The sequence below is a fragment of the Clostridium sp. LIBA-8553 genome (genome assembly GCF_057782465.1).
The window spans coordinates 1,352,199-1,367,076 of record NZ_CM173489.1 but is presented as its reverse complement, the minus strand read 5'-3'; the positions used below and the strand labels follow the sequence as shown (position 1 = coordinate 1,367,076).

Here is a 14,878-nt window from a genome sequence, read left to right as displayed (position 1 = left end):
TATAAGTAAATTCCTTTCAATTTTATTCTTTAATAAGTCCCATAAATATATCTTCTAGAGAACTATCCCCTATTAAATCTTCTGTTTTTCCTTCTGCAACTATCTTACCCTCTTTTATAATAGAAATTTTAGTGCAAAGTTTTTCTGCCACTTCTAAGACATGAGTTGAAAAGAATATAGCATGTCCTTCATTACATAACTCCTTCATTATTTCCTTTAAAGTATGTGATGCCTTAGGATCTAATCCAACAAAAGGCTCATCAAGAATTAAAAGCTTTGGTTTATGAATTAATGCAGAAATTATAGCAAGCTTTTGTTTCATCCCATGAGAATAAGAACTTATTAATCCTCCTAAGCTTTTTGTAAGTTCAAAAGCATCCCCATATTTTTTAATCATTCTCTCTCTTTCTTCTTTTTTAACTCCATAAATATCTGCAATAAAACTTAAATATTGTATTCCAGTTAAAGATTCATAAAGGTCTGGATTATCTGGTATATATGCTATTTCTTTCTTGTATTCAATAGGATTTTCTTTAATTGATAGTCCATCAAGAGTTATCTTTCCCTCACTAAATTCCAATATACCAACTATTGATTTTATTGTGGTTGTTTTTCCTGCACCGTTATGGCCAATAAAGCCAAAAATATCACCTTTATTAACATCAAAGGATATATTATCAACAACCTTTTTTCCTTTCTTATATGCCTTAGAAAAATTTTTGACACTTAGCATTCTTGCTCCCTCCATACCTCTTTATTAAAATTATCTTTTTCCATTTTGTACCCATAATTTTATTATATTAATTATAGTTCAACTATAACACAAAAAGCAATAGATTTATTATTTTTATTCAATAAAAAAGAGATTTTATGACTTTATAATTAGTCAAAAAATCTCTTTTTTTCCTTATGTAAGAATACTATTAAATAAAACTTAGTAAGAATAAAATATTCCTTTAAATATAAAAAGCTCTTTTAATAGCTTGTCTAAAACCTTACTAAAAATCACTTTGAAAGTATTTAAATCTCTAATATAATTAAGATAATTTCATTTCTCCATCCACAAGAACAATTTGTGATTGTTGAACTCTATTAATTCTTTTTATTAAAACCTTACTTCTTTCAAGTTCTTTAATTATTGGATATTTTCTAGCTAAGACATTAAAAGCATCTCTCTCATCTAAACCTAATACCATAGCAGATTTAAAAGGAATTATTTTACTATCCTCAAAATTTAAGACTACATTGAAAAGCTCCTTAGGAGTTGAAATTATTCTTTTATGTTCTGAAAGCAATCTGCTTACACCTGAATAATCATTAGCTTGTATAAGCTCATTAAGTTTAATCTTTTGCTCATCTGAAAGAGTAACCATGTAATCTAACATAATTTCTTCTTGTTTAACTGGTGTTGGTATTGGATTTAAAAGTTCACCTTGCTCATCCAGCTCCTTGTTTTCTTCATTTTCTACTTGTTCCTCATCGTCGGTCATTCCAAAGGCTACAGCATCACTCTCATCAAAAGTAACATTCTCTACATTACCCTCTTCATTTACAGCAACTTCTATAGCACTCTTTTCCTCTTCATTTTTGTTGAAAAAATTCATATTTAATTCCTCCTAATTCTAAATTTTTATCCATTAATTAAAATGATGTTTTTTACTCTCTAAATTTCACTCTAAGTTGTCTAGTAACCTATTAATTCTAGAACTAATGCCTTATCAACCATAGAGTTTTAATGTTTGTGAATATAAGATAAACGCTTTACTTTATCTACTCTATTTTCTCCATTTACATTATATCATTTTTCATATTATTTTTTCTCTAAAAAGTATAAAAAAAAGCAAGTAATTTTACTTGCTTTTTCACCTTAAAATTTGTCTGATTTATATATGCATAACTTTATTTCATATATTTCTATTTTAATCTTCTTTAAAAAACCAATAGGAATTAAATCCTGAAATCTGAGTCATAGCTCCCTTTGGAACCTGTTTTATGGTATTATAGACATTCATAAAATCTCCTACACCCATAGTTAAACTTATGAAACCAAAGGTAAAGAGAGTTCCAGATGTAAAACTCATATTATTTGGTATGAAAATCCATAATATCAGGGGTAAAAACCCAAATACTATGTTTGGGAAAAGACTTAAAAATATAAATCTTTTCTTAGTTATGGGAGCAGTTGATGTAACTAAAGCTACCATTTGTTTAATTGAATACCACATCTCAACCTCTGAATTCTTTGGGAAAAGAATAGCATGTAAAAATTCATGTGGTAATATACTAAATGGTATTAAAATAACGCCCAAAGGATTTATTACATCTCTTAGTTTAAAAAATCCAATGACTCTTATTCTAAGAAAAATAACTGCTAATAAAAATATTACAACTGGTATTAAAAACCTTCTGGTTTCTTTAGCTAATTCCTCAGCTGATTCTGGCTCTTCAAATCTTACAGCATTCTCAGGTAACTCACCTACTGGAAGATCTTCGAAACCTTTAAACTTCCCTTTCCAAATTAACTTCAAAAAACTTAGTCACTAATTTGATGAAACTAAAAAATCAAATCATAAATTAAGCAAATTTTCCTTACAACACATCCTAGCATTTCTTAAAATACATTAAATGTAAGATAACTAAAAGGCTTAATATATTAGTGACTTTCACCTCCCCTTTTATTTTAACTATGCTGATTAAAGTATAATTTTCCCTTCTAAACTATACAAACTAAGTTTCATTTACTCAATCGCATCAAAACTCTTAATTTATATCTTTACTTTTTAATAATTACTTAACAAAAATATACCCATTTTAAAGTATAAATTAAAATAATACAATCTTTTACTCCTTAAGGACAAATAACTATTTTACATCGTAAATAAACTTTTAAAATAAACTTTAGCATATAAATACAAACCTTATATAAAATATAAGATTTATTAAACAATTAATTCCCTATTAACCTTATTATACCATAAGAATACCAATTTTCATCGTGGTAATTCATACCAATTAATTTCATCCAAATTAATACACATTTCTTAATTTTTTTATATTAAAAAAATTAAGAAAAGCCCTAAAATAAGGGCTTTTTTAAGCTTTCAAAAAATAATATAAGTTTTGCTTTAATAACATTTTAATTATTTAATTTAACTTTAATCTCAGTAAATACTTCTAGTTTACTAGATATAATAATTTCTCCTCCATAAAGTTTAACTATTCTATTAGCTATTGATAATCCTAACCCAAAGGAATTATTGTTTACTCTTGATTTATCAACTTTATAAAATCTATTCATAACGTTATCTATATCTTCTTTAGGAATACCCATTCCATTGTCTCTTACTGAAATAACAATCTTATCATTTTCATTAAATAAACTAACCTGAACCTTAATCTCTTCTTTATCGTTATATTTTATGGCATTATCGATAAATATTATTAAAAGTTGTTTTAAATGTTCTTCTAAAATCTTAATTTCTAAACCCTTTTCTATATGTAAAGTATAAATAAGTCTCTCATTTAAAACTTTATAACTCTCTAAGGTTTCATTTATTAAGACTTCTGGGTTATATGATTTTAAAGTTGATAAGTTAATTTGTTCCTTTTCAACTCTAGATAAAACAAGCATATCATTTACTATTTTCTTCAATCTATTAACCTCATTTAAACAAACATCTAGGGATTTCTCTAATCTTTCCTTATCATTTTTCCCCCATCTTTTAAGCATATTTAAATGTCCTTGTAGGGCTGTTAAAGGTGTTTTCAACTCATGAGAAGCATCTGAAACAAATCTCCTTTGCTCATCAAAGCTCTCTTCAACTTCATCCATCATAGAATTAAAAACCCTATTAACCCTATCAAATTCATCATTTTCCTCTGAAACATAAGCTCTTTCTCCAATTCCATTTTTCTTTATTTCCACCATAGTATCTGTAAGCCTATTTAATCTTTTCAAGAAGATTCTAGACACATAGATAGCACCTAGTACACTAAGTATTATGGCTAAAATCACAATACCAATAAAACTATAAAAATAACTTTCAATAAAGTCTTCAAAAATATTTATGTTCTTAACCATTTGTATTGTATATGTTTTTCCTTTAATATTTATAGGACCACTTAAAACATCATATAGCTTAAAATCTCTAAACTCTGTTTTTATTTTAACCTCATTGTCCTCTCTATGTAGATTAACCCCTTTAACTAAATCTCTTTCATCTTTTATGTTTTCCTCTGAATCATAAACTCTAATTAAAGAACTATGTCCTTTACGAGAAGATATTTTATCCAAATAATTTGTCAAACTCTCCTCTGAAATATTTACACTTTCATCTTCAGCTAAAGCCACTATATTCTTATACTCATTTTTTAATAAGCTCTTTTCATAATCCCTACTAAAAAAAGCAAAACTGATTAATTGTACTCCAGTGTAAACAATCAAAATCACCATTATTATTGCTAAGGATCCTAAAGTAAGCTCTTGAAAAATAGGTAATCTTTTTTTCATAAATTCCGCCTCCTTAATTAATACGAAACCCTTAAGACTTAATTATATATCCAACTGAACGCACAGTTTTTATGTATTTCTCCTTATCCTTAGGATCTAGTTTTGTTCTTAAATATCTAATATACACATCTGTTACATTAGTTCCAGGCTCATAATCATAACCCCATATTTCATTTAGTATTTCATCTCTTGAAACAACTTTATCCTTATTTGAAATAAGTAACATCAAAAGCTCATACTCCTTATTAGTAAGTAGAATATCTTCTCCAGCTTTCGTTACAGTTCTAGATTCCTTATTTATAACAAGGTCTTTAAAATTTACTACCATAGATTCTTTCTTTTTTTCTCTTCTAAATACCACCTCTATTCTTGCTAAAAGCTCCTCTATAGCAAAAGGTTTCGCTAAATAGTCATCAGCACCTATTTGAAGTCCATTAACCTTATCCATAACAGAATCTTTTGCACTAAGCATTATTACTGGAGTATCCTTCTCTTTTTTTAACCTTCTACAAATCTCAAAACCATTCATATTAGGAAGCATTATATCTAAAATTATTAAATTATAATCATTTTCTAAAGCTTTATTAAGTCCTTCTCTACCATCGCTTTCTACAGTTACATCATACCCTTCATATTCAAGCTCCATTTTAACAAAATCTGATATACTTTCTTCATCCTCAACCATTAAAATTTTCTTCATATACGTTAGCTCCTTTTTATCTAATTAAACTTTATACCTTCTATAATATAAGCTTAAACTTTAATATAAGACTATGTTTTAAACTAGTATTGATTCTTAGATATAACTGTAAGTCCATATTAATGAGAAGTTAGGTCTAAAGGATAGCTAAAAACCATTATTCATCTAAAACAAATCTTAATATAAAAAAATAGTGAGCATTCAAACTCACTATAATTTTATCATTTTACATTAAAGATACCAAATTTAGCTATTTTAATAATTAATCTTTACTTAAAATATTATCTTATTTTTAAATAACTTAGTTATTTTGTACTTGTGAATCTTGTGCTGGTGTATTATTTTGTACTACACCATTTCCTTCGTTTGAATTATTATTATTTGTGCTATTTTCATTGTTATTTCTATCTATATTATTATAATGTTCTTTTCTATGATCATCTTTATCGTGGTGTCCACGAAAGTCGTCACCTTTATGACCAATATCTACTATAGCACCTGTAGTTGCATCAACAGTTATCTTTTTAAGCATATTGTCCTTATCTTTTATTTGAAAATCATATTCAAAAGTTCCATCTTCTAAGTCCATATCCTTTTTAATTTTAACAATTTCTCCAGGAATTTTCTTTAAAGCAACCTCTTCACATTGTCCTTGTGTATATTTAATATTTGATTGAACTCTATTATATAGGAAAGCTCCTCCTGCTGCTGAAACTCCAACACCAGCCAAAACTATAACTACTCCTGATACTATTATCTTCTTTCTATATTTTCTTAATACCTCATTTACTTTTAATAAAACATTTTTCATTTTTAAATTCCTCCCTCATTTCTCTTGAGTTAATCATATAATAAATTCTTACTATCATCATGAAGATAAAATTAGATAAAGATTAAAATTTTTTAATTTTCCTTATTTGCTACTATCTACTAAACTCAAAACATATATATAAATATAATCATTTAAAACTCATACTCTTTTAAGGGTTCTCACCTATAAAATCTCCTTCTTTTTAAGAGAACCCTATTTTTAATAAATTTATTCCTTAACATATTTAATTTTGGTTTGATAATAAGAAAGGGGGATTGGGTGAGAGCTTAGACTTATTACAAGCTCCACATATTTATTATGAATATTAAAATTTATCCTCTTGAAAGCTTTAAAGATTTAGATCTATTTTGGAATATGTTTTATGATTATATAAATCATATTTTTGAAATAACTCCAAACTTCAAAAAGACTTTTGAATATTTTCTCTCTGAAGAATACAAAAATGCCATTATAAAGCTTTCTGAAAGAGATTTTAATCCATTAAGAATCGTATTTTTTAAAGATAAGGAAAAGATACTAGGTTTTGCAACTTATGTTATTTGCGTTGATGAGTGTGGCAAATCTATTATTTTGGAATATTGTATAAATAAAGAGTTTAGAGAGCAAGGCTTAGGTAAACTATCTTACACTAAACTTCAAGAAGTAATGATAAAAGAAGGTGCTAAAACCATTGAACTTACTCCTACAAACAAGAGAAATGAGGCCTTTTGGAAAACTAATGGTTTCTCAGATAGTATGATTTTCTATGAAGATGGAAGACGTCTATTAAAAAAAGAATTAACGTAAATAATAAAATTGTATAAGAATTCTTAAATGTGTCTATAATCTTTACTAATGGTGTTAAAAAAGATATATTGGTAATTTTCAGTTAGGTAGGTTGTCATTATGATTAAAGAACTAATACTATATTTGTTATTAATCTTATTATTTTGCAGCTTCACATATCTATTTTTTAGAGAATTAAAAGTAATTATTACCTTTCAAAAAAATATATTTACTAAAGATTCTAAAGAAATCCATGAAAATGGCTGTATTTTGAATCAAAAAGAATATACGCTTTTACTAACTAAGTATATTTATTTGTTCTTATACTTAGGACTGCTTATTCATACTACCTTATTTTTTAGATGTTTTGAATATTTTTGAAAATTATAATCCTATGATTTTCAAAACTCTAATAGTATATGCTTTATATTTTTATTTGCAGTAATAATATGCAAATATATTATAGAACAAAGATTTAAATAGCTTATATACTAAATATAAATAAGTGTGTAGCTAAAACAATAATGATGCTCTCCTCTCTAAATACTTTCATTACACAAATAGCTACACACTACCTTAAAAAGCTAAAAACATGGATTTTATCCATTTTACATAATTACATAATGTTTATGCTAGTATAAACAAATTAAATAAGATAAAAAACTAAAGATTATATCTTCTATAAGTAAAATACTACTTTTATTAATCAGTACCTAATAAAACCTGTTTTACTTTAAAGATTAATTACTAAGGAAAATTTCAATAAACAAAAGAATCCTATAGATTAACCTAAAATCTCCTTTAAACTAATCTAAATCTTAATCAAAAGAAAAAGAATAAAGCATAAACCTACATATTTAAACTTAGGTCTTGCTTTATAAATTAAGCTCAAAATAAGAGAAAGTATCCTCTTTCTCTTATTTTTTGTCTAAAAAAATAAGAAGAAGTCTAAGCCTCTTCTCTTTTGTATATCTTATTTTTAAAAATATATATTCATTATTACACTCTCTGTTGCAAACAGTTTTTAAGATCATCTTCTGGAGTGCTTATTGGTTTAATATCAAAATTATCAACTAAATACTGAAGCACATTTGGTGATAAAAAAGCTGGTAATGATGGTCCTAAATAAATCCCCTTTATCCCAAGCGCTAACAATGCTAATAAATCTGCTACTGCCTTTTGTTCATACCATGAGAGAATTATACTAAGAGGTAATGCATTAACATTAGTATCAAAAGCATCAGCTAAAGCTGTTGCTATCTTAACTGCTGAATATACATCATTACATTGTCCTATATCAAGTAATCTAGGAAGTCCTGCAACTTCTCCAAATTCTAATTTATTAAATCTATACTTTCCACAGGCAAGAGTTAAAATTATACAATCCTTAGGAACCTTTTTAGCAAAGTCTGTATAATAATTTCTTCCTGGTCTTGCTCCATCACATCCACCTATTACAAAGAAATGTTTTATCTTTCCATCATTAACTGCTGAAACTATTTCTTCTGCATGACTTAAAGTTGCCTTATGACCAAAACCAACTATAATTTCTTTACATTCTTCATCCTCATCATATCCACCAAGTTCAATGGCTTGATTTATTATTTCTGAAAAATCTTTATATCCATCTTCATCAGCTTCTATGTATTTTATTCCTTCCCATCCTACTACACTAGTGCTATATATTCTATCCTTATAACTTTCTCTAGGTTGCATTAAACAGTTTGTTGTCATTAGAATACATCCTGGAATATTATCAAACTCTTTTTGTTGATTTTGCCAAGCTGAACCAAAGTTTCCTGCTAAATGCTTATATTTTTTGAGTCCTTCATATCCATGAGCTGGCAACATCTCTCCGTGAGTATAAATATTAACTCCCATACCCTTACTTTGCTCTAGTAGCATTTCTAAATCTCTTAAGTCGTGGCCTGAAACTATAATAAATGGCCCCTTTTTAAGCGTTACTTCTACTTTGTGAGGTGTTGGATTATTGTATTTACTTGTATTTGCATCATCTAATAGCTTCACAACTGCAATTGCTGCATTTCCAGTCTTCATGGTTAATGCTATTAAATCATCTACAGTTAATTTATCATTAGTTGTAGCTTCCAAAGCCGTGAAATAAAAATTATCCACCTCTTTATCACGGAAATTTATAAATCTAGCTTGATGTCCATAAGCTGCTATTCCTTTTAAACCATATAAAATTGTTGATCTTAAGGATCTTATGTCTTGATCTAAACTATCATCATACATTATTCCTGCTTTGACAGCATCACTTAACATTTCTTCTTTCGTTTCACTTAAATTATATGTAGCATGTTCTGGATAATCACCCTCTGGTGCCCTCTCTCTAAGTTCTTCTTTTACTCTTTGAGATGCTAAGAGAAGCTTAACATGAACTTCTGGATCGAAATTTACGTTAGTAAGAGTTGTGAAAAGCCCATTTTCAACCAATTTAACAACCTCTTCATCAATAGATTCTCCTTTATCAATAAGAGCCTTTGCATAACAAGATATCCCTTTTAATTGATAAATAAGTAAATCTTGAAGATTAGCTATTTCAGGAGTTTTGCCGCAGATTCCCATCTTAGTACATCCTTTTCCTCCCATTGTTTGTTCACATTGATAACAAAACATTAATGAATCTTTCAAAATAATTCCTCCTTAAAATAATATTTGCCTTAATCTAATTAGTACTTATCTCCTTATATTTTTTATATCTCTAAAATAAGAATTGCAAACTTTATTTATTATTATGTGAAATAAAATTAAACTTAATTCAATTTTATAAGAAGGTTTTATTAAGTTCTAAAATAATAAAATCTTAATCCATTCACCAAAATTGTAAATTATCATATTAATAATTATATAGGCTTACACATAAACACCTCCTTGTTTTTCTATTGTATGGTTTTTTATAAACACTTTTTTGCTTTACTATTCACATCTCCCTGTTTTTAATTCCATACAAAAAACTTACTTACACTTTAATTTTCACTTCAATCAAATTATGTATTAGCCTATATGACTATTTTAGTAGCCTCATTTCAAAACTTACTTCTAATTTACATTATTTTATTAAATTGTGAGGATTTGCTCCTCACTTTTTTTGTTATCTTTTTAAATACGCTACTATCTTAAAATAAACTTATACTAAATGCTTATCTTATTAAAATTTACTCTCATTATTTAAATTTATATATGAAAAAAGATTAAGAATCTCCTTAAAATAAGATTCCTAATCCCTCAAATATATCTACTATATCTATAAAATTACTTTTTATTCCTCTACAGGAATTAAAATTGCATTTTGAATACTTTTTGAACCTTCAGATGTTAAATTTTGATTTCTTAAATAATATTTTCTATTATTAATACTTAAATAATAAAGATCTAGAATCTTGCAATCTTTATTATGTTTAGTCAAATATCTAACAACAGCTCTCACAAAATCCACTCTACTTAGAAAGTCTTCGTTAAAAGTTATTTTCATTCTTTCATTGCTTTTGTATAGCATAATGCAACACCCCTCATAATAATCATAAATTCCTTACAAAGCGAATCATGTTAAAATGTAAAGTCTTTTAAAGAATTAAAGTTTCCACAACTCTATACCACCATAGTATCCTTTAGCAAGAAAAGAGTTTACTATGGGAAAAGCAAAACTAAAACTTTTAGATTGTCAAGAAACATTTACAAAAACAAACCACTTTTAAGTTTATTATAACTAAAGGCTTAAGCCTTGTTTTTTCTAGCAATCTCTCTTTTCTTGCTATCTTTATTATACTACTACAGCTCCTCCATGTAAACATTTTCTATAAATTTTTCATAAACAAAATTACGTAAATTAATTTGAATAATTTCAAGAAAATAAGACCTTATTTTAAGTTCTTTTTGATTTAATGTATACGAGTAAATCATTATACTTTCTCATATAAAAATCAACTTTAACTTAAAATAAAATCCTAAAGTTAAACTCCAACATTCATTTAATCATATACAAATTTTATTCTTTCATAAAGTATTTTTATTCTATCTATATTTATGTGAATCGTTCTTTAAATGGGTCATACCATGCTACGCTCCATTTCATTTTTTCACATAATTCAAAAAGCTCATCCTCATCATTTATACATTTTTCTGTTATTAGCTTATGAGTTTCCTTATTGACTAAGAGTCCATTTTCAAGACTTCCTTCACTTTCAGGATATAGAGAAGCACTTCTTATATGTGAAAATTCAGCTGTTCTAAATCTTAATGGCTCTAAAGTTAATTCATCAACATCTATTTTATATTTATTCTTTCTCTTTTTCTTTAAGACTTTTTTAATTTCAGCCATATCTCTTCCATATTCAAGCCTTAAAATTCTAGCTTTATCACTATTTGTTATGGCATCATAATACTTCTGAGAAAGAATAAGATATTTCTCTGTTTTCCCTAATCCACTCTCCTCAATTCTTTTATATATAAGTTTAACTATTTCAAAACCTCTAACGTAGGTTGTATTTCCAATATTCATCTTATATTTATCATATATCTTATCTAAAAGATATGCTGCATTTCCCTTTGTTGTCCTCAAGATTGAATGTAATCTATCCTCTCTAATCCAAACCCATCCTTTATCATCTAAAAAAGAAGAGCCCTTCCAGGCATTATCAATTTCCTTGTGTACCTTGGAAGAAAGCTCCTCATCTCTTTCAGGCTCTTTAAAATTAAAGTCATTACCGCTACACTTAAAAATTTCTAGAGCTTTGCAATCACTTATGCTTTTATTAGCCATTCTTCACCATATTCTTATAAAGGGCATTTAGTTTTGCCATAGCTTTATCTGCCTTTGGATGATTACATTGATCAGGATGGATACATTTAGCAATCTTATTCATCCAATTTCTCGCTCTAGTCCTATTGCTATAATGAGCCTTAGTAATACCTAGTTTTTTAGCCCTTATATCTCCATCAAGCTCTAAAAGATAAAAAATGTACTCATTACTTAAACTTGAGAAATATGTTGTAGGAATTTCTGATATTTCATGAACCTCTGGTTCTGGCTTTGGTAAAAGTTCCTTAGCTTTCTCTAAAACATCTTTATAAATAACAACTTTATTATAAAGATCATTCCATCCTCTACATTTCATATTAACTAAAGGACCAGCATCCTCTTGTATTTTATTTCTAACCGCCTTAAAAGTCCCAAGCTCCTTTAACTCATCTAAAGACTTAATTCCAATCCAATTCATTTTTCTATCCTTAAAAATTATTCCCATGTAAATATATTAAATTCAATAACCTAATATTACTTAAATATAAAAATAACCCTATATTTTAAAATTATTTTCTTTATATCTTTAAGTATTGCCTTACTTTATTACATATATGATTTAATTATTTTCTCTTCTAAAAAAAGTAAAGCACTTTCTCTATTTTTAAATATAAAGGTTTTATCCAATAAGCTATTAATAGCTAAAAATTTTTCAATAAAATAAAAAGCTTATAAATATTACAAAGAGAGTACTCTTATATGTAATATTTATAAGTTTTATTACTTCTCAGCTATTTAAATGTATTAATAAATTTAATATTTTTCCAATAAACTCTAAAAATATCAGTTATTTTTTTAAATATATTTATAATGTCTAAATCATAATCTATATATTAAAAACCTTCACGAAAGGGTGGAAATACATAATCATCTTTTCTTCTAAGTGCAATTAAAACCTCTTCTCCACAAATATCTTTGCACACTACAGTTCCTCTAAAGACCTTAAGATTATCACAAGCTCCCATTTTAAGAAACTCCATAATTGCCTCAACCTTTGTATCATAACAAGCTTCTGGAATTTCTTTTCCCTCCGGAGTAATCTCTGCTATTATATACTTCTCAGAAATATACTTACACCAAGCATTTTCCTTGTCCCAGTTAACTCCAAATTTTTCACACATCACATCATACCAGTTTTCAGCTAACTTTTCCTTTTCAGATTTTCCTTTTCTCCCTACTAGCTCTTCTTTCAGTTTCATAACTGCATATCTAAGATAAAAAACCTTGTCCACTTCATCTTCAAACTCATATAAATTAAGATCAAACCCATAAGTTTTATAAACCTCAGTGACCTTCTCATTAAGCTTCTTAGAATCAATTACAAAATTTCCGTTCTTTGTCTTGTATGTAGTAACTCCCATTCCTGTTCTCCTTCATCTAGAAATATTATTATTTTTAACCTATTTAAATACTTTAATTATAAATTAAGTTTGACTAGCTTATTTAAGCTATTAAATGCTAATTTAATTCTAAATACAATATTAATAAAATATATTTAAACTTCACTAACTTCTAAATATTTGCATTTTAATACTAATTAGAACTTTGCGAAGCAACAATAGCTTAAAAATAAAGTCTACAAATTAAATACCACCAACAAAAATTATTTCTTTGCATAATTTGTTATTAACAATTTGTTATCATATTTTATATAATACCATAAATAGTAAAAGCCTACCACTTCTTTGTAACTACTCTATTCTTATAACTTAAAATATTTACTCCGTGCCAAAAACTCTCTATTTATTGAACATTTCTTTAATAAATATTTTCTTAAATATTGGCTTAATCTACTCTTTAAAGTAGCTTTAGTTTTAAGCTAGCTCTTTATATCTATTTAATCAAAAGAAGATTCTAAGTTTAGTCTGCTTTATTTAAAGGTTTATTTTCTTTTATAACTTGATCTTATAAAAAGATATTTTTATACTCTATATTACCAATTAAATAAAATTTAACTAAAAACAAATTTTATTCTGCATACATATTATATCATTATAAAGTTTTTAACTTTATTAAATATTTAAGAAATTATATTAAAAATTATACTTTTCCTTTTATTAAATAAACTGTTTTGAAAAATAAAGTTTCTATATGAAGTGTTTATTAAGTTAACTTATTTATTGGCAGTTATAAGTTTTTAAAATCTCATATTCATCTAGAATCCTTACTAATTCAGCTATCGATGTTTTATCACTTGAATCTAGTGATATGTTATGCATCGTTCTAGCAACATTTTCATTAGCTAAATATTTTTTAGCCCCATCCTTATCATTCATCATAAGAAGCTCAAGATCTAATAGTATTAAAGGTAAACTATATTTAGCCTCCTCTGATGGAATTCCTTTTCTATCCATTAAACCTAGTAATGCTGTTCTTGCATTTGTTATATATCCATAAGCCCTAAGATATGACTCATCATCATATAAATTCATACATTCTAATGAAAAATTCTCAAGATTTTTACTAAACATTATGCTTAAATCTTCCTTATAGATTTTTAATTTGTAGCTTTGATTAATATTAAATGTAATAAGTCCAATAAAAGTGACTATTAATACTGAGATTATTATTTTTTTAGAATTCTTATTCATAGTATCCCTTCCCCCTAAACCTTTATACATTTAATTATATATATTACTTATTTTCCCACCACTTTTTTTCTCATATATTATCAAAAAAATTACAATTGAAGTAGAAATAAAAAAGATGTATTGTTTTAATATAGATAAATAATATTTTTTATCTCTTAAATTAAATTTTAATTTATATAAAATTTTTGTATTTAGGTGATTTAATATTGTAACTTATATATTTAAAAGGAGAACTTGAAATGAAAAAAATGGATTTTAAGAAAGATGAAATTAAAAATATAAAAGAAATTTGTGAAATTTGTGGTGAAGAAATGGAAGAAAACCCTTTTGCTTACGATTATGATGAAAAAATTAAGCTTGTTTTCAAATGTCCTGCTTGTGGCCACAGAAAGGTTAGAAACTTATAAAATAGACTCTATTTTTAGTGAATTTTACTATTCAACTAGATGTTAAGCCCTAACTCACAGTTCCATCTAAAAGTCATCCATACTTTAAAACATAAATTTTGAAGAAAAAAACACAAGAATATTTCTTGTGTTTTTTATTTTGTTTAGCAGTATTTTAATTAATTATATCATAATACCTGAATATTAACTAAAGACTAATTTTATATTTACAGGTATTTTTTCTATTTAATATTATAAAAAAATATATCTTA

The 14,878-nt window shown here is 26.4% G+C and carries 14 protein-coding genes; 2 read left to right on the top strand and 12 right to left on the bottom strand.

The genetic code is table 11. The features are described 5' to 3' along the window. Positions 1-22 precede the first annotated feature (22 nt). From AC2JAQ_RS06040 to AC2JAQ_RS06015, 6 genes are all read right to left on the bottom strand, one after another. On the bottom strand, positions 23-733 hold the full coding sequence (locus AC2JAQ_RS06040; protein ID WP_488458397.1) for an ABC transporter ATP-binding protein: 711 nt from the start codon (positions 731-733) through the stop codon (positions 23-25). Between the two features lie 304 nt (positions 734-1,037). Further along, a complete protein-coding gene (locus AC2JAQ_RS06035) occupies positions 1,038-1,604 on the bottom strand; it encodes a hypothetical protein (protein ID WP_488458396.1) in 567 nt (188 codons plus the stop codon). A gap of 315 nt (positions 1,605-1,919) precedes the next feature. Next, a complete protein-coding gene (locus tag AC2JAQ_RS06030; RefSeq protein WP_488458395.1) occupies positions 1,920-2,528 on the bottom strand; it encodes a DUF3267 domain-containing protein in 609 nt (202 codons plus the stop codon). 608 nt (positions 2,529-3,136) lie between these two features. After that, the gene (locus AC2JAQ_RS06025) at positions 3,137-4,510 is read right to left on the bottom strand and encodes a sensor histidine kinase (RefSeq protein ID WP_488458394.1); all 1,374 of its coding nucleotides are present in this window, start codon (positions 4,508-4,510) and stop codon (positions 3,137-3,139) included. 31 nt (positions 4,511-4,541) lie between these two features. Further along, positions 4,542-5,210, bottom strand: coding sequence for a response regulator transcription factor (locus AC2JAQ_RS06020; RefSeq protein ID WP_488458393.1), 669 nt, complete (start codon positions 5,208-5,210; stop codon positions 4,542-4,544). Between the two features lie 301 nt (positions 5,211-5,511). Further along, positions 5,512-6,021: a PepSY domain-containing protein gene (locus tag AC2JAQ_RS06015; RefSeq protein ID WP_488458392.1), complete on the bottom strand. Its 510-nt coding sequence runs from the start codon at positions 6,019-6,021 to the stop codon at positions 5,512-5,514. Between the two features lie 318 nt (positions 6,022-6,339). Here AC2JAQ_RS06015 and AC2JAQ_RS06010 point away from each other — a divergent pair, with 318 nt between their 5' ends. Beyond that, positions 6,340-6,828, top strand: a complete 489-nt coding sequence (locus tag AC2JAQ_RS06010; protein ID WP_488458391.1) for a GNAT family N-acetyltransferase — start codon at positions 6,340-6,342, stop codon at positions 6,826-6,828. A 978-nt stretch (positions 6,829-7,806) separates the two neighbouring features. Here AC2JAQ_RS06010 and hcp read toward each other — a convergent pair. The 6 genes from hcp to AC2JAQ_RS05980 form a co-directional block, all read right to left on the bottom strand. After that, positions 7,807-9,447 carry a hydroxylamine reductase gene (gene hcp / locus AC2JAQ_RS06005; RefSeq protein ID WP_488458780.1) on the bottom strand — a complete coding sequence of 547 codons (1,641 nt, stop codon included), beginning with the start codon at positions 9,445-9,447 and terminating at the stop codon, positions 7,807-7,809. Between the two features lie 643 nt (positions 9,448-10,090). Further along, positions 10,091-10,327, bottom strand: a complete 237-nt coding sequence (locus tag AC2JAQ_RS06000) for a branched-chain amino acid ABC transporter substrate-binding protein (protein ID WP_488458390.1) — start codon at positions 10,325-10,327, stop codon at positions 10,091-10,093. Positions 10,328-10,852: 525 nt separating this feature from the next. After that, positions 10,853-11,590, bottom strand: coding sequence for a hypothetical protein (locus AC2JAQ_RS05995; RefSeq protein ID WP_488458389.1), 738 nt, complete (start codon positions 11,588-11,590; stop codon positions 10,853-10,855). Next, entirely contained in the window at positions 11,583-12,047 is a 465-nt protein-coding gene (locus AC2JAQ_RS05990; protein WP_488458388.1) for a hypothetical protein, read from the bottom strand. The genes AC2JAQ_RS05995 and AC2JAQ_RS05990 overlap by 8 nt, the downstream gene beginning before the upstream one ends. Before the next feature lie 415 nt (positions 12,048-12,462). Further along, positions 12,463-12,990 (bottom strand): hypothetical protein, encoded by a 528-nt coding sequence (locus tag AC2JAQ_RS05985; protein ID WP_488458387.1) that lies wholly within the window; start codon positions 12,988-12,990, stop codon positions 12,463-12,465. Between the two features lie 756 nt (positions 12,991-13,746). Beyond that, the gene (locus AC2JAQ_RS05980) at positions 13,747-14,220 is read right to left on the bottom strand and encodes a hypothetical protein (RefSeq protein ID WP_488458386.1); all 474 of its coding nucleotides are present in this window, start codon (positions 14,218-14,220) and stop codon (positions 13,747-13,749) included. 239 nt (positions 14,221-14,459) lie between these two features. Here AC2JAQ_RS05980 and AC2JAQ_RS05975 point away from each other — a divergent pair, with 239 nt between their 5' ends. After that, complete coding sequence (locus AC2JAQ_RS05975) at positions 14,460-14,627, top strand: hypothetical protein (protein ID WP_488458385.1); 168 nt, start codon at positions 14,460-14,462, stop codon at positions 14,625-14,627. The last annotated feature ends 251 nt before the right edge of the window (positions 14,628-14,878 follow it).